The organism is Erwinia sp. TECH1 (genome assembly GCF_054057575.1).
On sequence record NZ_JBSRZK010000001.1, the window covers coordinates 2,622,463 to 2,641,704 of the forward strand.

15 protein-coding genes and 1 pseudogene are annotated in these 19,242 nt (G+C 56.0%); 7 read left to right on the plus strand and 9 right to left on the minus strand.

Annotated elements, in window-relative coordinates; translation table 11 throughout:
* The first annotated feature begins 81 nt into the window (after positions 1-81).
* Positions 82-675 (plus strand): GTP cyclohydrolase II, encoded by a 594-nt coding sequence (gene ribA, locus ACVWZ0_RS12210; protein ID WP_125287710.1) that lies wholly within the window; start codon positions 82-84, stop codon positions 673-675.
* Positions 676-770: 95 nt separating this feature from the next.
* On the opposite strand, the gene acnA is transcribed toward ribA, so the two are convergent.
* The 5 genes from acnA to topA form a co-directional block, all read right to left on the minus strand.
* Positions 771-3,458: an aconitate hydratase AcnA gene (acnA, locus tag ACVWZ0_RS12215; protein ID WP_253453837.1), complete on the minus strand. Its 2,688-nt coding sequence runs from the start codon at positions 3,456-3,458 to the stop codon at positions 771-773.
* A 472-nt stretch (positions 3,459-3,930) separates the two neighbouring features.
* Positions 3,931-4,095: a hypothetical protein gene (locus ACVWZ0_RS12220; protein ID WP_253453836.1), complete on the minus strand. Its 165-nt coding sequence runs from the start codon at positions 4,093-4,095 to the stop codon at positions 3,931-3,933.
* A 2-nt stretch (positions 4,096-4,097) separates the two neighbouring features.
* Positions 4,098-4,256, minus strand: a complete 159-nt coding sequence (locus ACVWZ0_RS12225; protein WP_125287712.1) for a YmiA family putative membrane protein — start codon at positions 4,254-4,256, stop codon at positions 4,098-4,100.
* Between the two features lie 507 nt (positions 4,257-4,763).
* Positions 4,764-5,738 carry an HTH-type transcriptional regulator CysB gene (gene cysB / locus ACVWZ0_RS12230; RefSeq protein WP_253453834.1) on the minus strand — a complete coding sequence of 325 codons (975 nt, stop codon included), beginning with the start codon at positions 5,736-5,738 and terminating at the stop codon, positions 4,764-4,766.
* A 188-nt stretch (positions 5,739-5,926) separates the two neighbouring features.
* Positions 5,927-8,545 (minus strand): type I DNA topoisomerase, encoded by a 2,619-nt coding sequence (gene topA, locus ACVWZ0_RS12235; protein WP_253453832.1) that lies wholly within the window; start codon positions 8,543-8,545, stop codon positions 5,927-5,929.
* A 398-nt stretch (positions 8,546-8,943) separates the two neighbouring features.
* Here topA and ACVWZ0_RS12240 point away from each other — a divergent pair, with 398 nt between their 5' ends.
* Positions 8,944-9,192 carry a DUF2498 family protein gene (locus ACVWZ0_RS12240; RefSeq protein ID WP_253453830.1) on the plus strand — a complete coding sequence of 83 codons (249 nt, stop codon included), beginning with the start codon at positions 8,944-8,946 and terminating at the stop codon, positions 9,190-9,192.
* 26 nt (positions 9,193-9,218) lie between these two features.
* On the opposite strand, the gene sohB is transcribed toward ACVWZ0_RS12240, so the two are convergent.
* Positions 9,219-10,268, minus strand: a complete 1,050-nt coding sequence (gene sohB, locus ACVWZ0_RS12245; RefSeq protein WP_125287716.1) for a protease SohB — start codon at positions 10,266-10,268, stop codon at positions 9,219-9,221.
* Positions 10,269-10,467: 199 nt separating this feature from the next.
* On the opposite strand from sohB, the gene ACVWZ0_RS12250 reads away from it, so the two are divergent.
* Together ACVWZ0_RS12250 and cobO are read left to right on the plus strand one after the other, a co-directional pair.
* The gene (locus ACVWZ0_RS12250) at positions 10,468-11,223 is read left to right on the plus strand and encodes a YciK family oxidoreductase (RefSeq protein ID WP_253453828.1); all 756 of its coding nucleotides are present in this window, start codon (positions 10,468-10,470) and stop codon (positions 11,221-11,223) included.
* Positions 11,223-11,813: a cob(I)yrinic acid a,c-diamide adenosyltransferase gene (gene cobO / locus ACVWZ0_RS12255; protein ID WP_253453826.1), complete on the plus strand. Its 591-nt coding sequence runs from the start codon at positions 11,223-11,225 to the stop codon at positions 11,811-11,813. The genes ACVWZ0_RS12250 and cobO overlap by 1 nt, the downstream gene beginning before the upstream one ends.
* Positions 11,814-11,852: 39 nt before the next feature.
* Here the strand turns inward: cobO and rluB are convergent, their stop codons facing one another.
* The gene (gene rluB / locus ACVWZ0_RS12260; RefSeq protein ID WP_253453824.1) at positions 11,853-12,719 is read right to left on the minus strand and encodes a 23S rRNA pseudouridine(2605) synthase RluB; all 867 of its coding nucleotides are present in this window, start codon (positions 12,717-12,719) and stop codon (positions 11,853-11,855) included.
* An 861-nt stretch (positions 12,720-13,580) separates the two neighbouring features.
* On the opposite strand from rluB, the gene ACVWZ0_RS12265 reads away from it, so the two are divergent.
* A complete protein-coding gene (locus tag ACVWZ0_RS12265) occupies positions 13,581-14,207 on the plus strand; it encodes a serine protease (RefSeq protein WP_253453822.1) in 627 nt (208 codons plus the stop codon).
* An 87-nt stretch (positions 14,208-14,294) separates the two neighbouring features.
* Here ACVWZ0_RS12265 and ACVWZ0_RS12270 read toward each other — a convergent pair whose 3' ends face one another.
* Together ACVWZ0_RS12270 and rnm are read right to left on the minus strand one after the other, a co-directional pair.
* The gene (locus tag ACVWZ0_RS12270; RefSeq protein WP_253453820.1) at positions 14,295-14,915 is read right to left on the minus strand and encodes an L-threonylcarbamoyladenylate synthase; all 621 of its coding nucleotides are present in this window, start codon (positions 14,913-14,915) and stop codon (positions 14,295-14,297) included.
* A 38-nt stretch (positions 14,916-14,953) separates the two neighbouring features.
* Positions 14,954-15,817 (minus strand): RNase RNM, encoded by an 864-nt coding sequence (rnm, locus tag ACVWZ0_RS12275; protein WP_253453818.1) that lies wholly within the window; start codon positions 15,815-15,817, stop codon positions 14,954-14,956.
* Positions 15,818-16,091: 274 nt separating this feature from the next.
* Here rnm and ACVWZ0_RS12280 point away from each other — a divergent pair, with 274 nt between their 5' ends.
* A complete protein-coding gene (locus ACVWZ0_RS12280; protein ID WP_253453816.1) occupies positions 16,092-17,651 on the plus strand; it encodes an anthranilate synthase component 1 in 1,560 nt (519 codons plus the stop codon).
* A pseudogene (trpD, locus tag ACVWZ0_RS12285) lies at positions 17,651-19,241 on the plus strand (bifunctional anthranilate synthase glutamate amidotransferase component TrpG/anthranilate phosphoribosyltransferase TrpD). Before ACVWZ0_RS12280 ends, trpD begins: the two are co-directional and overlap by 1 nt.
* Position 19,242: the final 1 nt, after the last annotated feature.

Consider the following 19,242-nt stretch of genomic DNA (forward strand, 5'->3'; position numbering starts at 1 on the left):
GACGCCCGATTGTGGCAAAATAGCTATTATGAATGGTCGGCGCAAAGGTTAGCGCAGCCCCTGATGTATCTGGAGAGTCACATGCAGCTTAAACGGGTAGCAGAAGCCAAACTGCCCACGCCGTGGGGAGATTTCCTCATGGTTGGTTTTGAAGAACTGGCAACCGGTCACGACCATGTGGCGCTGGTTTATGGCGATATAACGAACAGCGAGGCGGTGCTGGCGCGCGTGCATTCCGAGTGCCTGACGGGCGATGCTCTGTTCAGCCTGCGCTGCGACTGCGGTTTCCAGCTGGAGGCGGCGCTGAACCATATCGCGGAAGAAGGCCGCGGCGTTCTGCTTTATCACCGTCAGGAAGGCCGCAATATCGGTCTGCTGAATAAAATCCGCGCCTATGCCCTGCAGGATAAAGGCTACGATACCGTTGAGGCTAACCACCAGCTTGGCTTTGCGGCCGACGAGCGCGATTTTACCCTTTGCGCGGACATGTTTAAGCTGCTGGGCGTTAATGAAGTGCGTTTGCTGACCAACAATCCGCGTAAGGTCGAGATCCTTAGCGAGGCGGGGATTAATATCATCGAGCGCGTGCCGCTGATTGTCGGGCGCAATCCTGAAAACGCGCACTACCTTGATACCAAAGCCGAGAAGATGGGTCATCTCTTGCCAAAAGAGTAACGGATACGGGGCCGACAGCGTCCCGTTTTGTTTTTCCGCGCGGCGCTTTCCCCCTTCCGCGCAAAAAAATGCCCCTTATCAGGGGCATTTTTATTTTAGCTCTCGACCAGCATGTTACGTATAACGTAGTGCAGGATGCCGTCGTTGCGGTAGTAGGTCAGCTCATTGCCGGTATCGATACGGCAGCGCGTTTGCAGCGTTTCCTGACTGCCGTCCGCACGGGTCAGCGTGACTTTCACCGTGCCGCCGGGCTTCAGCTGGCTCAGGTTTTCCACGTCGATCTGCTCGTCACCGGTCAGCCCCAGCGTTTTACGCGTTACGCCTTCCGGGAACTCCAGCGGCAGTATGCCCATCCCAATCAGATTTGAACGGTGGATACGCTCAAAAGATTCGGCGATGACCACGCGCACCCCCAGCAGGCGCGGGCCTTTAGCCGCCCAGTCGCGGCTGGAGCCGGAGCCATATTCTTTCCCGGCGATCACCGCCAGCGGCGTCCCCTGCTGCTGATATTTCATCGCCGCATCGTAGATCGCCAGCTGCTCGTCGCCGGGCACGAAACGCGTCATGCCGCCTTCCACGCCCGGCACCATTTCGTTGCGGATGCGAATGTTGGCAAAGGTACCGCGCATCATCACTTCATGGTTGCCGCGTCGCGAGCCGTAAGAGTTAAAATCGCCCCGCTCGACGCCATGAGCAAGCAGATAGCGCCCGGCCGGGCTTTCCGCTTTGATACTGCCGGCAGGCGAAATATGGTCGGTAGTGACCGAGTCGCCCAGCATCGCGAGGATCCTGGCGCCCTTGATATCAACAACCGGCTTCGGCTCTTTTTCCATATCATCAAAGAACGGTGAAAGGCGAATATAGGTAGATCCTTCGTCCCAGTCGTAGGTGGCCGCTTCGCTAACGCTGATGGCCTGCCAGTCCGGCGTGCCTTCAAACACTTCCGCGTACTCTTTATGGAACATATCGGTGGAAACCAGCTGTACCGCTTCCGCAATCGCCTCCGGTGACGGCCAGATATCTTTCAGATATACCGGCTTGCCGGTCTTGTCAGTACCAAGCGGATCCGTTTCCAGATTAACATTCATATTGCCGGCCAGCGCATAGGCCACCACCAACGGCGGCGAAGCAAGCCAGTTGGTTTTGACATAAGGATGGATTCGGCCTTCAAAGTTGCGGTTGCCGGAAAGCACCGCGCCAACCGTCAGGTCGCCTTTTTTAATCGCGCTCTCGATAGCGTCAGGCAGCGGGCCGGAGTTACCGATACAGGTAGTACAGCCGTAGCCAACAAGGTTAAAGCCCAGCTTGTCCAGATAAGGCGTCAGTCGCGCCGCCGCCAGATAGTCGGAAACCACTTTGGATCCCGGCGCCAGCGACGCTTTTACCCACGGCTTGCGGTCCAGGCCAAGCATTACCGCGTTTTTCGCCAGCAGGCCCGCCGCCATCAGGATACTGGCATTGGAGGTATTGGTGCAGGAAGTAATGGCTGAAATCACTACTGCGCCATCTTCCAGCTGATGCTCCTTGCCCGTGGCGCTGTCGCGATAGCTGACCGACTGGTGCTGTTTCTGCGCCCGATTGACTTCCAGCTCGTTACTGGCCTGGAAAGCCTGCGGCACTTCGCCCAGCGAAACGCGATCCTGCGGCCGTTTCGGCCCGGCTACGCTCGCTTCAACGGTAGCCATATCCAGCGCCAGTGAACTGGTAAATACCGGCTCATCGCCGGGATTACGCCACAGCCCCTGCGCTTTGGCGTAGGCTTCCACCAGCGCCACCTGTTCGCTGCTGCGGCCGGTAAGTTTCATATAGCCCAGCGTGACGTCGTCCAGCGGGAAAAAGCCGCAGGTTGCGCCATATTCCGGCGCCATATTGGCGATGGTAGCGCGATCCGCCAGCGGCAGGTCAGCCAGGCCATCACCATAGAATTCAACGAATTTCCCTACCACGCCGTGTTTACGCAGCATCTGGGTCACGGTCAGCACTAAATCCGTGGCGGTAATGCCAGGATTGAGTTTACCGTTAAGCTTGAAGCCAACCACGTCAGGGATAAGCATTGACACCGGCTGCCCCAGCATAGCGGCTTCCGCCTCGATACCGCCCACGCCCCAGCCCAACACGCCCAGCGCGTTAATCATGGTAGTGTGCGAGTCCGTGCCAACAAGCGTGTCGGGATAGGCAACTTCCTCACCGTCCTGCATTTCATGCCATACCGCCTGGCCGAGATATTCCAGGTTGACCTGGTGGCAAATCCCGGTGCCCGGCGGCACCACGCTAAAACGGTTAAAGGCTTTCTGCCCCCAGCGCAAAAAGACGTAGCGCTCATGGTTACGCTCCATCTCCAGACGCACGTTTTCTTCAAAGGCGTCGTCGTCGCCGAAACGGTCAACGGTAACCGAGTGGTCGATAACCAGATCGACTGGCGAAAGCGGATTCACTTTAGCCACGTCCCCGCCCAGTCTTTTCACCGCTTCGCGCATAGCGGCCAGATCGACCACCGCGGGCACGCCGGTAAAGTCCTGCATCAGCACGCGGGCGGGCCGATAGGCGATCTCGCGGTCGGCATGCGCCTGAGCCAGCCAGCCTGCCAGCGCGCGGATGTCCTCATCGGTAACGGAATCTTCATCCTGCCAGCGCAGCAAGTTTTCCAGCAGCACTTTCAGGGATTTGGGCATACGGGAGAGATCGCCAAGCTGCCCGGCGGCTTTGGCCAGGCTGTAATAGTGATAACGTTGACCTTTAACTTCCAGCGCGTCTTTTGTTATTTCACGTAGGGTAGACGACATTACTCCTCCTTCGTTTATCTTCGCATAACCTGAATAAAAGCAGGGTTTGATTTAAAGATAGTACAAAGTTGGCGTAACGTTTTGATAACATCGATGAAGCATAAAAGAAAAACGCCCCGCTGATTGCTCAGCGAAGCGTCGTTAATATCTGTTTAAATATGCTTTATTAATGCATGACCATGCTCAGCCAGAGCAGGCTAGCCCAGAATAAGGCTGAAAACGTCCAGGCACTGAACCATGTCATTTGAGTTAAATTCATTTTTGCCCTCACTCAGGTCTTATAAGACCAAACGTATTACTTCAAAACCTCACGCCTTTGCGAGCAGGTTTTACCGTTTATCAATGGGTTGCCATTGTGGTTTCCCATCGTTGGGCCGACAGCGTGCCCTGACCAGAAATAGCTGGTCCGTTAAATAATGTTAATATTTATATTTGTCATGGTTAAAACAAAGAGTGAATATAAGCGTAAGGCTTAAGCTTTATTCGTTTTATCCGTCATAAAATCAATAAAGTTGCGTTGCACTTCGCTCAGCCCCCAGCTTTCCGGGATGATGCTCTCTCTCGCTTTGCTTTTACACTCTACTTTTTTCAACTTAACAGCTTGCTGTGGTTTTTGATCCGAATACTGCAGGTGCATCGCTACCCCCATATCTGCCAAATCACGACTGCAACAGCTCCCCAAAACAGCGCCGATGCGGCGAATACCGCTAACCAGGCCTTGCGTCTCAGATTGCTGTTACGCTGAACCTTCAGAGCTTTGTGACCGAAGTCGGTTTCTACAGAAATTCTGCTAGCCATAGTTTTTGATAATCACTCTCATTGAAACGATTGTTTTGAGCAATCAGAAATTAGGAGGAATCCTAAACATTTTATGGCGTGAAATCCAGCTATTTTTATTACGCCGAACGATTAATAGTATTCATTAAAGTTTATGAAATCTATTGATCGTACTTAACCAAACTCGCGTTAACAAATTACCCTTTAAGCCAAATTTACTGACAATAGCTGTTTTTTCGCACCATTTCGCACCATTGATAAATCAGCATTTATTGAAACCTCCTTGCCGTTCGCGCCCTGTCGCGCCTTGATAACCAGAGTATGAGAATCATCCTGGAGGTGCGCAAAGATGCCCGCTGAAAAATGTGTACTGTTTCTCATTTAATGAATAACTTTGGAAAAACATGTGATGGGGGCGGCATTTACGTAAAAAGAATAAAAAGATTTTATCAATTGCAGTAACAGGCAGGACCAATGATTATTGCAGAGCCGCGTCGCGGCTCTGAATAGGGATGCAGGGGCAAAAAATTATTTGGCGGGTAATTTAATATCTTTAAACATTGCTTCAATATCTTCGTTCGAGCGCAGCCCCACGGCCGTATCGACGACGTCACGGGTCAGATGCGGCGCGAAACGCTGAATAAAATCATACATGTAACTGCGCAAAAAGGTGCTGCGGCGGAAGCCGATTTTGGTGGTGCTGAAGCTGAAGACGTCCGTAGCTTCTATTCTGACCAGATCCGGATCCGAGACCGGATCGACCGCCATGCTGGCGATGACGCCCACGCCCAACCCTAAACGTACGTAAGTTTTAATCACGTCCGCATCCGTCGCGGTGAAAACAATACGCGGCGTCAGGCCAGCCCGATTAAACGCCGTATCCAGCTCTGAACGCCCGGTAAAGCCGAAGGTATAGGTAACCAGCGGATACTCGGCTAACTCTTCGATAGAGACTTTTTCTTTGCCTGCCAGCGGATGATCCGGCGTCACCACGATGGCGCGATTCCAGTGATAGCAAGGCAGCATAACCAGATCGTCATAAAGATGCAGCGCTTCGGTAGCGATAGCAAAATCCGCGTTGCCTTTAGACACCGCTTCTGCAATTTGCGTAGGCGAGCCCTGATGCATATGCAGCGAAACGCGAGGATAGCGTTCGATAAAGCCTTTAATCACGTTGGGCAGCGCGTAGCGGGCCTGCGTGTGCGTTGTAGCAACATACAGCGAGCCTTTATCCGGCCAGGTATGTTCCCCGGCGACTGATTTGATGGCTTCGACTTTTGACAGCACTTCGCGGGCGATACGGATAATTTCCTGGCCTGCGGGCGTGACCTGCGTCAGATGCTTGCCGCTGCGGGCAAAGATCTGGATACCCAACTCGTCTTCCAGCATACGTACTTGCTTACTGATCCCGGGTTGCGATGTATAAAGCCCCTCAGCCGTTGAAGAGACGTTCAGATTGTGATTGACCACTTCAACGATGTAACGCAGCTGCTGCAATTTCATGTTTGATCCGTCCAGTTTGGCGCCGCGCGCCGACGGGCTGTGCTGACAGAGCACAACGTATCGGCCTAATGCGATTTTATAATAAGGAAAGGTATATCTATAACAATCATATCAAAGATGGGTGGAATGTATAGCAGGGCTGAAGCCGCAGGAGAAAAACGGGCCAGCTGAAACGCCGGCCCGACAGGTTATTTCTTACTGGCTTTCGCCGCTTTTTCGGTGACGGCCCATTTGCCGTCTACGTAGAACGCCGTCCAGCCTGTAGCCTTACCTTCTTTTTCCGTACTGACGTACTGCTGCTTCGTTTTGCGGCTGAAGCGCACTACCGTCTTGTTGCCTTCATCATCGGCAACCGGCGCGTCGGCCAGATAGCGCAGCTTTTCCGGCAGGCGATCGCGGAAGCGTTGCAGCTCTTCCACCAGCGGCGCGCGCGTTTCCCTGGATTTAGGGAAGGTGTTAGCCGCCAGGAAAACGCCTGCCGCGCCGTCGCGCAGTACAAAGTAAGCATCCGATTTTTCGCACTGCAGCTCCGGCAGCGGAACCGGATCTTCTTTCGGCGGCGCAACGTCGCCGTTACGCAGGATCTTACGGGTATTTTTACAGTCGTCGTTGGTGCAGGCCATATACTTGCCGAAACGCCCCATTTTCAGGTGCATCTCCGAGCCACACTTTTCGCACTCTACGATCGGCCCGTCATAGCCTTTGATACGGAATTCGCCCTGCTCGATTTCGTAACCGTCGCAGCTTGGGTTGTTGCCGCACACGTGCAGTTTGCGCTGGTTGTCGATCAGATAGCTGTCCATCGCCGTGCCGCATTTGCCGCAGCGACGGCGCGCGCGCAGCGCGTTGGTTTCCGCATCTTCGCCTTCGAGAATATTCAGTACTTCATTCTCTGGGATCAGATTGATGGTTTGTTTGCAGCGCTCTTTCGGCGGCAGCGCATAGCCCGAGCAGCCGAGGAACACGCCGGTGCTGGCGGTACGGATACCCATCTTACGCCCGCAGGTTGGGCAATCGATGGTGGTCAGCACCATCTGGTTCGGCTGCATGCCGCCCTCTTCCGGATCTTTATCCGCCTTTTCCAGCTGCTGGCTGAAGTCGGCGAAAAATTTATCCAGCACGCCTTTCCACTGCGCTTCGTTGTTGGCAACCTGATCCAGGCTGTTTTCCATATGCGCGGTGAAGTCGTAGTTCATCAGCTCGCGGAAGTTTTCTTCCAGCCGGTCGGTAACGATTTCGCCCATCTTTTCCGCATAGAAGCGACGACTTTCCACGCGCACGTAGCCGCGATCCTGAATGGTCGAGATAATCGAGGCGTAGGTAGAAGGTCGACCGATGCCGCGTTTTTCCAGCTCGCGCACCAGCGAGGCTTCGCTGAAGCGTGCCGGCGGTTTGGTAAAGTGCTGGCTTGGCTTCAGCTGCTGCAGCGCCAGCTCTTTACCCACTTCAACCGGCGGCAGCGTGCGATCTTCATCGCCCTTGCGCAGCGCAGGCATCACGCGGGTCCAGCCGTCAAAGCGCAGCGTGCGCCCTTTCGCCTTGAGTTTAAACTCGCCGGCGCTGACGGTCAGCGTCGTGGAGTCATACTGCGCCGGCATCATCTGACAGGCAACGAACTGACGCCAGATTAGCTGATACAGCTTCTGCGCGTCGGCTTCCATATCCTTCAGCTGCTCGGCCAGGACGGCGACGTCCGAAGGACGGATCGCTTCGTGCGCTTCCTGCGAGTTATCTTTGCTGGCATAGGCATTGGCGGCCTTCGGCAAATATTTTTCGCCAAATTCGTTTTCAATGTAGCCGCGCACCATGCTGACCGCATCCTGACTCAGATTGGTCGAGTCGGTACGCATATAGGTAATGTGGCCCGCTTCATAGAGGCGCTGTGCCATCATCATGGTTTTTTTCACGCCGTAGCCCAGACGGGTACTGGCCGCCTGTTGCAGCGTTGAGGTAATAAACGGCGCGCCGGGCTTGCTGCTGGTCGGCTTATCTTCACGGTCGGTAACCTGATAGCGCGCTTTTTCCAGCAGGCTGACGGCGGCCTGGGTCTGCTCGCCGTTAACCGGACGGAAAGGCTTGTCGTGCTGATGAGTCACTTCCATCGGCAGCAGCGTGCCTTCCGGCGTATTCAGATCGGCATGCAGTTCCCAATACTCTTCCGGCACGAACGCTTTGATTTCGCGCTCGCGCTCCACCACCAGCCGCACGGCGACCGACTGCACGCGCCCGGCGGACAGTCCGCGAGCGATTTTCTTCCACAGCAGCGGCGAAACCATATAGCCCACCACGCGGTCCATAAAGCGGCGCGCCTGCTGAGCGTTAACCCGATTGATATTCAGTTCGCCCGGCTTGTCGAAAGCCTGACGAATAGCATTTTTGGTGATTTCGTTAAACACCACGCGGCTGAAGCGCGAATCATCACCGCCGATCACTTCCCGCAGGTGCCAGGCAATGGCTTCCCCTTCGCGGTCAAGGTCGGTTGCGAGATAGATGTGGTCGGCATTTTGCGCCAGCGCTTTCAGCTCGGAGACCACTTTCTCCTTGCCGGGAAGGATCTGATAGTTCGCTTCCCAGCCGTGATAGGGATCGACGCCCATCCGGCTGACCAGCGCGGCCTTCTCGTCCTTTTTCACCTTTTTGGTGGTCTTACTGGTTGTAGAGTCAGCGCTCTTTTTAACTGTTGATCCACTGGTCGGCAAATCGCGGATATGACCGACGCTGGATTTCACCACGTAGTCGTTTCCGAGATATTTATTGATTGTTTTGGCTTTTGCCGGGGACTCAACTATTACGAGAGCTTTGCCCATATTTACCTTTACCTGATTAAAACATCCGAGAGTAAATTGTGCCGAAAGCCTGCGGGCAATCCAGCGCGTTAAAACCTTCATGGCCGACGGCAGAATCCGGCACTTTCCCTGTTAACGCTTCCCGCTCAGGAAGCCAACTCACTGATTAACGACACCTTTTACAAACTGTTAAGCGCATCACTAACAAAGCGTAAAGCCAGTTTTACGCCCGGAACCCGAAACGCCCACACTCTACCTGATAAAATCTGTTACGCAACTTAATTAGCATCCACAACGGATTTACGCCAGAAAGTCATAAAAAAGCGTGTGGGCAGGCAAGCGCCCATCGGCATTGAGTTTTTGCGGCAGCGCGGCGTAATATACTGCTCATCTGCCGTCTCTATAAAGGAGAGAATTCTGTGAAGCATACCCAGGCTATTGATAAATCCGCACTCCTGCAAAAGGCGAACGAGCTCATCGCGGAGCACAAGGATTTTTTTCCCGGACTGAGCGCCACCGACGTGGAGCAGAAAGGCGACGTGCTGGTTTTTTGCGGCGACTATTTTCTGGACGAGCAAGGCTTGCCCGGCAGTAAAAGCACGGTGGTGTTTAACGTTTTTAAGTTTCTGGCCACGGAGCTGTCGCCGCTTTATCACTTGCAGGAATAGCGCCCGCCAGGCAGGCGCTAACAGGACTACAGCAGCGGCTTCTCGCCACGCTGCCACAGGCGCAGCAGCAGGCGTTCGACGCTGACGCTGGCGCTTTGCGTAAAGCGATCCATCATTTTTTTGCGCTTCACGTAGTGCACCGCAACCACTTCCCGCGCCTGCATCTGGTCGATAATCAGATCGTCGCTGGTGCCGATAGCGTCAACCAGGCCTTTTTCCAGCGCCTGGGTGCCGAACCAGTGTTCGCCCGTCGCCACGCTGTCGATGTCCAGCGTCGGACGCATCTGATGCACAAACTCTTTAAACAGCTGATGCGTCTCGTTGAGATCCTCGCGGAATTTTTCGCGGCCCTGCTCGGTGTTTTCGCCAAACAGCGTCAGCGTGCGCTTGTACTCTCCGGCTGTATGCAGCTCTACGTCAATTTCATTGCGCTTCAGCAGGCGGTTGAAGTTAGGGATCTGGGCAACCACGCCGATCGAGCCAATGATAGAAAACGGTGCAGCCACGATGCGATCGGCCACGCAGGCCATCATATAGCCGCCGCTCGCCGCTACCTTATCCACCGCCACGGTCAAACGGATGTTCTTATCGCGCAGCCGCTGAAGCTGGGAAGAGGCCAGCCCGTAGCCGTGCACCACGCCACCCGGACTTTCCAGACGCAGCAGCACTTCATCCTGCGGTCTGGCGACGGCCATAACCGCCGAGATCTCTTCACGCAGCGAGGCGACCTCGTGCGCGTCCATGCTGCCTTTAAAATCCATCACGTACAGCGTGGGTTTGCTTTCGGCTGGCTTAATACCTTGTTTCGCCTCGGCTTTAGCGGTTTTCGCCTCCAGCTTGTCCTTTTTTTTCTGCTCTTTATACCAGCGTTTTTTGTCATGCGGCTTCATGCTCGCCAGGCGCATTTCATCTTTTATCTCCTGATACGCCTCATTCAGCCGCGTCAGGCGCAGCTGGCCGCCCTGAGCGCGTTTACGCATGGCCAGATGCGTAATCAAAATAGCAATGGCCGCGATCGCCACGACCACCGTGACCGTCTTGGCCAGAAAAAGTCCGTAGTAAGAGAGTAGTTCCACGCATTCCGCCTTATTTAACATCCAATTAGATCAGCAGCTAGTGTAGCCGAGTCGCTGCCCGTCGTCGCCCGGATCCGTTGAGTACGCAAAGATAGCGCTGCGCAGAGACCAGGCATTCGGGCGGTTTACTGTTGCGGTCAATGGATTAGCGGCGTTACCCTGTTTCCCTTCCGCACTAAGCATCGCCAGAGGCGCATCAATGAATTATCAACCTGCCAGTCAATTGCTCAACGATCGTATTATTCTTGTTACCGGCGCCAGCGACGGCATTGGCCGCGAGGCTGCTGTCACCTACGCTCGCTATGGCGCGCAGGTTATTTTGCTGGGACGCAACGCGCAGAAGCTGCAAAATGTGGCGGATGAAATCGCCGCTGTCGGCAAGCCTTCGCCGCTTTTCTTTACGCTGGATTTGGACAGCGCCACGCCCGAAGCGTGCCGTCAGCTGGCCGATGAAATTTCCCGTCATGTCTCCAGGCTGGACGGCGTGCTGCATAACGCGGGCCTGCTGGGCGACGTGGTGCCCATGACCGAGCAGGATCCCGCCGTCTGGCAGCAGGTGATGCGCGTAAACGTTGACGCCACTTTCTTCCTGACTCAGGCGCTGCTGCCGCTGCTGCTGAAGTCACAGGCCGGCTCGCTGGTGTTTACCTCTTCCAGCGTGGGCCGCCAGGGACGCGCGGGCTGGGGCGCCTACTCCGTCTCTAAATTCGCCACCGAAGGCATGATGCAGGTGCTGGCTGAAGAGTATCGCGGCCAGCTGCGCGTCAACTGCATTAACCCCGGCGGCACACGCACCAAAATGCGCGCCAGCGCCTTCCCGCAGGAGAACGCAGGCAAGCTGAAAACCCCGGCGGATATTATGCCCACTTACCTTTACGTGATGGGCGATGACTGCACGGAAAGCGGCGTCAGCTTCGATGCGCAGCCAGGACGCAAACCGGGAGCAGCGGAATAATGGCCGACGATCGCCACCAGCAGCGTCAACAAAAGCTGAAGGAAAAAGTTGACGCGCGCATTGCCGCCGCGACCGAAACGCGCGGCATTCTGATGGTGTTTACCGGTAACGGCAAAGGCAAGACCACGGCCGCTTTCGGCACTGCCGCCCGTGCGGTGGGCCATCAAAAGCGCGTGGGCGTCATTCAGTTTATCAAGGGCGAATGGCCAAACGGCGAACGCAATTTGCTGGAGCCGCACGGCGTGGAGTTTCAGGTGATGGCCACCGGCTTCACCTGGGATACGCAGAACCGCGAAACTGATACCGCCGCCTGCCTTGAAGTCTGGCAGCACGGCAAACGGATGTTGCAGGATGCGTCGCTGGATCTGGTGGTGATGGATGAGCTGACCTATATGGTGAGCTTTGACTATCTGCCGCTGGAAGAGGTCATGGCGGCGCTGCGCGCCCGTCCGCCTCAGCAGAGCGTTATCATTACCGGCCGGGGCTGTCATCGCGATTTGCTGGCGCTGGCGGATACCGTAACCGAAATGCGTCCGGTTAAACACGCTTTTGATGCGGGGATCCAGGCGCAGCAGGGTATCGACTGGTAACAGGCCAAAAAAAAGGGCGAATCGCTTCGCCCTTTTCTGTTAACGCTTGCTGGTCGTACGGCGGTTGCCGCTGACCTGAGTGTGGCGCTTGACGGCGCGACGGATCTGATTGGCCTTGGTACGGCGACGATCTTTTTCCAACGCCACTTTGCTGGTGGTTTCCGGCGGCAGCCCAACCAGCTCGCGCAGATAGTTGGTCGGCGGCAGATCCAGCTCCGTCCAGCCGCCGCGCGGCAGCCCTTTCGGCAGCGTGATGTCGCCGTAGCGGGTACGGATCAGACGGCTGACCTGCACGCCTACCGATTCCCACAGGCGACGCACTTCGCGGTTGCGGCCTTCGGTCAGCGTAACGCTATACCACTGGTTGATGCCTTCGCCGCCGGTAAACTTCAGCGTTTTAAACGACGCCGGGCCATCTTCCAGCTGTACGCCACGGCTCAGCTGCTTCAGCTTATCGTCATCGACCTGCCCAAACACGCGTACGGCGTATTCCCTTTCCACTTCCCGGCTTGGGTGCATCAAACGGTTAGCCAGCTCGCCATCCGTTGTGAACAGCAGCAGGCCGCAGGTGTTAACGTCCAGACGCCCTACGGCGATCCAGCGTGCGCCACGCAGCTTGGGTAAACGGTCGAATACGGTAGGACGGCCTTCGGGATCGTTACGGGTGCAGAGTTCGCCTTCCGGTTTGTAATAGGCCAGCACGCGGCAAACTTCATTAGTGGATTCCGCTACCGAAACCAGATGGCCGTCGATACGGATTTTTAATGCTTTACTCGGCTCTACGCGGTCGCCCAGCGTGGCCATTTTGCCGTCCACGCTAACGCGTCCGGCAGAAATCATGGTTTCAATTTCGCGGCGGGAACCATGCCCGGCGCGCGCTAAGACTTTCTGTAATTTTTCGCTCATGGCGCTGCCTCTTTGTCGCCTTCCCAGGCGTCATAAAATGAATGGGCCGTTACTCAGGAGGCGGGGCTTTTTGCGGCTGAATGCACGCGACGCCCGCCCCATTTTCAGGGGAAGCGCATTCTACACTAAGTTATCGGCTATTGATAACGCTACCGGGCCGTTTGCCAGGGAAAAGATGCGCCATCCTGAAAAGCGGCGGCGTCGCCCGCTATCGACGGACGGTCACTCATTCCCTGCGCTTACCAAAGCGGCCGCCCTAAGCCAATTTAACGCCGGGCCGCGCCGCGTTATTTAAGGCAAATGTTATCGCCTTGTTGATATATATTTAGTTATTTTAAGTTAAATTAAAGTTAATATATTTTCTGCCGATACTGCGCCGCGCCTGAATTTCACCTTAATTAAACCCAAATAGCCACCTCAGCAGAGGGTGAATCCATTAAGCAAAATGTTTCTCCGATGTTAAAACCAATTTTTTACGCCACGCCAGTGATTTAAACTGACTTAACACAAATGACCCACACAAATGCTAAAGCCCTCTCCAAACAAATAGCTTATCGCCATTTTAGATTGAGTTAATTCATCGTAATTGCGGTTTTAATTATTTTCGGCTGTTTATTTATTTGATCCACTAATTAGTTTGTGTAGAATTCACTCAGGCCAAAAAGAGCCTGCACAGTGAATTGTTAAACAGTCACAATAAAAATTTTAGTTAAGTCGTAAATTATTTTTGCAGTAAACGTCAGTTAAAAAACAGAGGGGAGCACGACTCCCTGTATAACGCCGATTTCAATCGGCATCGGCCTTGCACGTCGTCAATCTTCACCAGGGATTTACTGACGTGTCCGACAAAGTGTAACTATTATGAAAAGAATAATGCCCCTCGCGGCGTTGGCTTTGCTGACGCTGACCGGCTGCTCTGTAGGTAAATATGAGTACAGCAGAGAAGCACTGAAACGTGTCGATATGAACTTTACCGGCATTCCTACCGTGCTGGGCGTCGGCTCGCTGGGTACCAGCATTCCGATTACGCCCGAGTACAGCCTGACTGCCGCTCACGTGGCTAAACTCTCCGTACAGCGCGTTAAGGCTTATCATCCTTACTGCGACCTGGCGATTATCTATCATAAAAACGACATGAAAACCCTGCCGAAATTTCGCGAAGGTGAAATTGGCGCGCCGGTGAAAATGTACGGCTACAGCTTTATTACCGCCATGCCGGTGGAATCTTCCGGCGTGAACCTGGCATTGACCGGTATTCGCAATGAGTGGAATAAACGTCCCTGCGTAGCGATGGCTTCCAATGCGGGCGTGGTGAAAGGCATGTCGGGCGGCGCGGTCTATAACGGCGATGATACAATCGGCGGCGTGATAGTCGGTTTTACCAATCAGATTAAGAGGCATAAGGCCGGTAGCGGACCGTTGAAAGATGTGTCACTTTATATTCCTTATGCGGACTTTAAAGACTGGCTGCAAAAAACAACGTCGTGAGAATAATATGCTCGCGTATTAATATCTGAAAAGTAATTATCTATGTTTATTTATTAAGGCTCGCCTTTTTGACGAGCCTGATATTATTCAGAGAAAAGGTTTAACGTCGCCTGCGCCTTCGCGCACGACCTGCGGCGTACTTTCGGTTAAATCGATAACCGTAGTAGGTTGCTGTCCCAGATAGCCGCCGTGAATAATTAAATCAACCTGCTTGCCGATCGTCTCCTGAATCGCTTCCGGATCGGATTCGGTAAAATCGTTGCCCGGCAGCATCAGCGAAGTGGACATTAAGGGTTCGTTCAGCGCCTCCAGCAGCGCCAGCGCCACCGGATTGGAAGGCACACGCAGACCAATCGTCTTACGCTTATCGCTCATCAGACGGCGCGGCACCTCTTTGGTCGCCTTCAAAATAAACGTGTAGTTGCCTGGCGTATTATTTTTAATCAGGCGAAACGCGGTATTGTCCACGTACGCATAGGTAGACAGCTCTGAAAGATCGCGGCAGACCAGCGTAAAGTTATGGTCGCTGTCCAGCTGCCTGATGCGACAGATGCGCTCCATCGCGTTTTTATCTTCCAGCCTGCAGCCCAGCGCATAGCCCGAGTCCGTAGGATAAACGATGACCGACCCTTTATGCAGCAGCTCTACGGCCTGTTTGATCAGCCGGGGCTGGGGGTTTTCCGGGTGTATATAAAAGAACTGACTCATAATCGACCTCATGCCTGTCGCGCGACGGGCGAACAGGATCAAATTTCAGGAAAGCGCAGCCAGACGGCTTCCACACCGGCCGGAAGCCATAATTTTTTTCCCAGCTCTATCCACGGACAGGGCTGATGGAAATCAGATCCCTGCGACGCGGCCAGCTGGTAGTCCTGCGCGTAACGCGCCAGCTGCGTGCGCTCGTTGGGCGCCTGCTGGCACTGTGCGACCTCCATTGCATCCCCCCCTTCTTCTTTAAAGTGGGCGATTAAACGCTTCAACCATTTTGCGGAAAGGCCGTAGCGGCCCGGATGAGCCAACACGGCACGCCCGCCAGAATGATGAATAGCATCAATGGCTTGTTTAATTGTACACCACTGTGGCGGCACGTAGCCGGTTTTGCCGCGCGCCAGGTAATTTTTAAAGACCTGCGCCATATTATCGGCCTTGCCCTGCGCAATTAAGAAGCGGGCAAAATGGCCTCGGGTGATCGCGCCGCCGTCGGCCAGCGCCAGCGCGCCTTCCAGCGCACCGGGAATGCGCGCTTTCTCCAGCCGTTCAGCTATCAGCTGCGCGCGAACCATTCGACGATCGCTCTGCGCCTGCAGAAACTGCTTCAGCACGGGATGCTCTTCTTCCACGCCCAGTCCGACAATATGAATTTCGTGATTTTCCCATAGCGAAGAAACTTCGACGCCCGCTATCAGCCGCAGCGGCAGCTGGTGTCTGGTGATGGCTTCGCGGGCGGGCTGCACGCCGTCAACCGAATCGTGATCGGTGATAGCAAGGACACCGACGCGTTGCTCCACGGCTCTGAGCACCAGTTCTTCAGGCGTTAACAGGCCGTCAGAGGCGCGGGTGTGGCTGTGTAAATCGTAGATGGGCCAGGGATTAAGCGGGGTTGCAGACAAAACGACTCCGGAAAGCGCTAAAAAGGTCGCTGCATGATACCCGCAATTGCGGGCAAGAGAAAAAGAGTATTGACATTTCCGCCACGAACCAGTTAACTAGTACGCAAGTTCACACACAAGGTAGCGAAAAATGAAAAACACAATGACAACGAACGGCTGGTGGCGTACTTCTTCCTGAACGGGCGGAGAAGTCGTGCACGCAGCTGTCGCTGTAACGCTACCCAGGCCCGCCGCAAGCGGGCCTTTTTTTTAGCCAAATTTGAGAACTGACCTTATGCAAACGCAAACTACAGTGAAGTTGATTACCGGCGCCGCGCCCTACCGTGAGGATCCGGCCGCGCTCTTCCACCAGCTCTGCGGCGCGCGTCCCGCTACGCTGCTGCTGGAGTCGGCGGACATTGACAGCAAACGCAACCTGAAAAGCCTGCTGATTATCGACAGCGCGCTGCGCATTAAGGCGCTGGACGATACCGTTACCGTCCAGGCGCTGTCGGAGAATGGCCGCGCGCTGCTGCCGCTGCTGGATGCCGCGCTGCCGGAGTCGGTTATCAATACCGTACGTCCCGACGGCCGCGAGCTGCGTTTTCCGCAGGATAATGCGGTGCAGGATGAGGATTCCCGTCTGAAGACGCTGTCGGTGTTCGACGCGCTGCGCCTGATCCCGCATTTGCTGAAAAGCCCGGCGGACGAGCGCGAGGCGATGCTGCTTGGCGGCCTGTTCGCTTACGACCTGGTGGCAGGATTTGAAGACCTGCCCGGGCTGGACAACGACCAGCGCTGTCCCGATTACTGCTTTTATCTGGCCGAAACGTTACTGGTGATCGACCATCAAAGCCAGAGCGCGCGCTTACAGGCCAGCCTGTTTACGGCAGCGCCCGGCGAATTTTTACGCCTGCAGCGCCGTATCGAACAGCTGCACGGCCAGATGCTGCAGCCCGCGTCCGCTATTCCGGTGCAGCCGCTGGAGACAATGTCCCTTGCCGTCAGCCAGAACGACGAAGAGTATTGCGCCGTGGTGCGCAAGATGCAGGAAGCCATCCGCAGCGGCGAAATCTTCCAGGTGGTGCCGTCGCGCCGCTTCTCGCTGCCCTGCCCGTCGCCGCTGGCCGCCTACGACACGCTGAAGAACAGCAACCCCAGCCCCTATATGTTTTTTATGCAGGATCAGGATTTCAGCCTGTTCGGCGCCTCGCCGGAAAGCTCGCTGAAGTATTCGGCCGACAGCCGCCAGATCGAAATTTATCCGATTGCCGGAACCCGCCCGCGCGGTCGTCATGCCGACGGCTCGCTGGATCGCGATCTCGACAGCCGTATCGAGCTGGAAATGCGTACCGACCATAAAGAACTGGCCGAGCACCTGATGCTGGTCGACCTGGCGCGTAACGATCTGGCGCGCATCTGCGAGCCGGGCAGCCGCTACGTGGCCGATTTAACCAAGGTCGACCGCTACTCTTTTGTGATGCACCTGGTTTCCCGCGTGGTAGGCAAACTGCGTGAGGATCTGGATGTGCTGCATGCCTACCGCGCCTGTATGAATATGGGCACGCTGAGCGGCGCGCCGAAAGTTCGCGCCATGCGCCTGATCGCCGAGGCGGAAGGCACCCGGCGCGGCAGCTACGGCGGCGCGGTCGGCTACTTTACCGCCAGCGGCGATCTGGATACCTGCATCGTGATCCGCTCAGCCTACGTCGAGGACGGCGTCGCTACCGTTCAGGCCGGCGCGGGCGTGGTGCTGGATTCCAACCCGCAGGCGGAAGCCGATGAGAGCCGCAATAAAGCCCGCGCGGTGCTGCGCGCCATCGCCACTGCCCATCATTGCAAGGAGATTTTCTGATGGCTGATATTCTGCTGCTCGACAATATCGACTCTTTTACCTGGAACCTCGTCGACCAGGTGCGCGCTTTCGGTCATAACGTAGTGATCTACCGCAATAACGTGCCTGCCGACACGCTGATCGCCCGTTTGCAGGAGATGGACAATCCGGTGCTGCTGCTGTCGCCAGGCCCTGGCGCGCCGTCCGATGCGGGCTGTATGCCGGAACTGCTGCGGCGCCTGCGCGGACAGCTACCGATTATCGGGATCTGCCTGGGCCATCAGGCAATTGTGGAAGCCTACGGCGGCCACGTCGGCCAGGCGGGCGAGATCCTGCACGGTAAAGCCTCAGCCATCGCCCATGACGAGTCGGCCATGTTCGCCGGGCTGAGCAATCCGCTGCCCGTGGCACGCTACCACTCGCTGGTCGGCAGCAACGTACCGATTGAGCTAACAATTAACGCGACTTTTAACGGCATGGTGATGGCGGTGCGTCACGACGCCGACCGCGTCTGCGGTTTCCAGTTTCACCCGGAATCGATTCTGACCAGTCAGGGCGCACGCCTGCTGGAGCAGACCCTGGCCTGGGCGCTGGCGAAATAAGGAGAGCATGATGAACGCAATACTGGAAAAACTGTACCAGGCGCAGACCCTGACCCGCGACGAGAGCCACCAGCTGTTCTCCGCCATTGTCACCGGACAGCTGGAGCCAACCCAGCTGGCCGGCGCGCTGATCGCCATGAAGATCCGCGGCGAACGGCCTGAAGAGATCGCCGGGGCCGCCACGGCGCTGCTGGCGGACGCCAAACCCTTTCCGCGCCCGGAGTACGCCTTTGCCGATATCGTTGGCACCGGCGGCGACGGCAGCAACAGCATCAATATTTCTACCGCCAGCGCCTTTGTGGCGGCGGCCTGCGGGCTGAAGGTGGCAAAACATGGCAACCGCAGCGTCTCCAGCAAATCCGGATCTTCCGATCTGCTGGCAGCATTCGGCATCAATCTGGCTATGCCAGCCGAACAGGCGCGCCAGGCGCTGGACGATCTTAACGTCTGCTTCCTGTTTGCGCCGCAGTACCATACCGGGTTCCGCCACGCGATGCCGGTGCGCCAGCAGCTGAAGACCCGCACGCTGTTCAACGTGCTTGGCCCGCTAATCAACCCGGCGCGGCCGCCGCTGGCGGTGATCGGCGTTTACAGCCCGGAGCTGGTGCTGCCGATTGCCCAGACGCTGAAAGTGCTGGGCTATCAGCGCGCGGCGGTGGTGCACGGCGGCGGCATGGACGAAGTGGCGTTGCACAGCACGACGCAGGTGGCGGAGCTGCGTGACGGCGAAATCACCAGCTATCAGCTGACGCCAGAAGATTTTGGCCTGAGCTATCATCCCCAGGAGGCGCTGGCGGGCGGCTCGCCGGAAGAAAACCGTGACATTCTGACGCGATTGCTCCAGGGTAAAGGCGAGCAGGCGCACGAAGAGGCCGTGGCCGTTAACGTCGCGCTGCTGCTGAAGATTTTCGGCCAGGAAGACTTACGGGAAAATGCGCAAAAGGCGCTGAAAGCGATCCGCAGCGGCCAGGCCTATGAGCGCGTGGTCGCGCTGGCAGCAAGAGGATAAT

Excerpts from the sequence above, each read along its gene's own strand:
- ribA (WP_125287710.1), top strand. The coding sequence starts at position 82 with ATGCAGCTTAAACGGGTAGCAGAAGCCAAACTGCCCACGCCGTGGGGA.
- ACVWZ0_RS12225 (WP_125287712.1), bottom strand. The coding sequence starts at position 4,256 with ATGGCTAGCAGAATTTCTGTAGAAACCGACTTCGGTCACAAAGCTCTG.
- rluB (WP_253453824.1), bottom strand. The coding sequence starts at position 12,719 with ATGAGCGAAAAATTACAGAAAGTCTTAGCGCGCGCCGGGCATGGTTCC.
- ACVWZ0_RS12220 (WP_253453836.1), bottom strand. The coding sequence starts at position 4,095 with ATGCACCTGCAGTATTCGGATCAAAAACCACAGCAAGCTGTTAAGTTG.
- ACVWZ0_RS12280 (WP_253453816.1), top strand. The coding sequence starts at position 16,092 with ATGCAAACGCAAACTACAGTGAAGTTGATTACCGGCGCCGCGCCCTAC.
- cysB (WP_253453834.1), bottom strand. The coding sequence starts at position 5,738 with ATGAAATTGCAGCAGCTGCGTTACATCGTTGAAGTGGTCAATCACAAT.
- topA (WP_253453832.1), bottom strand. The coding sequence starts at position 8,545 with ATGGGCAAAGCTCTCGTAATAGTTGAGTCCCCGGCAAAAGCCAAAACA.
- cobO (WP_253453826.1), top strand. The coding sequence starts at position 11,223 with ATGGCCGACGATCGCCACCAGCAGCGTCAACAAAAGCTGAAGGAAAAA.
- ACVWZ0_RS12270 (WP_253453820.1), bottom strand. The coding sequence starts at position 14,915 with ATGAGTCAGTTCTTTTATATACACCCGGAAAACCCCCAGCCCCGGCTG.
- acnA (WP_253453837.1), bottom strand. The coding sequence starts at position 3,458 with ATGTCGTCTACCCTACGTGAAATAACAAAAGACGCGCTGGAAGTTAAA.
- ACVWZ0_RS12250 (WP_253453828.1), top strand. The coding sequence starts at position 10,468 with ATGAATTATCAACCTGCCAGTCAATTGCTCAACGATCGTATTATTCTT.
- ACVWZ0_RS12265 (WP_253453822.1), top strand. The coding sequence starts at position 13,581 with ATGAAAAGAATAATGCCCCTCGCGGCGTTGGCTTTGCTGACGCTGACC.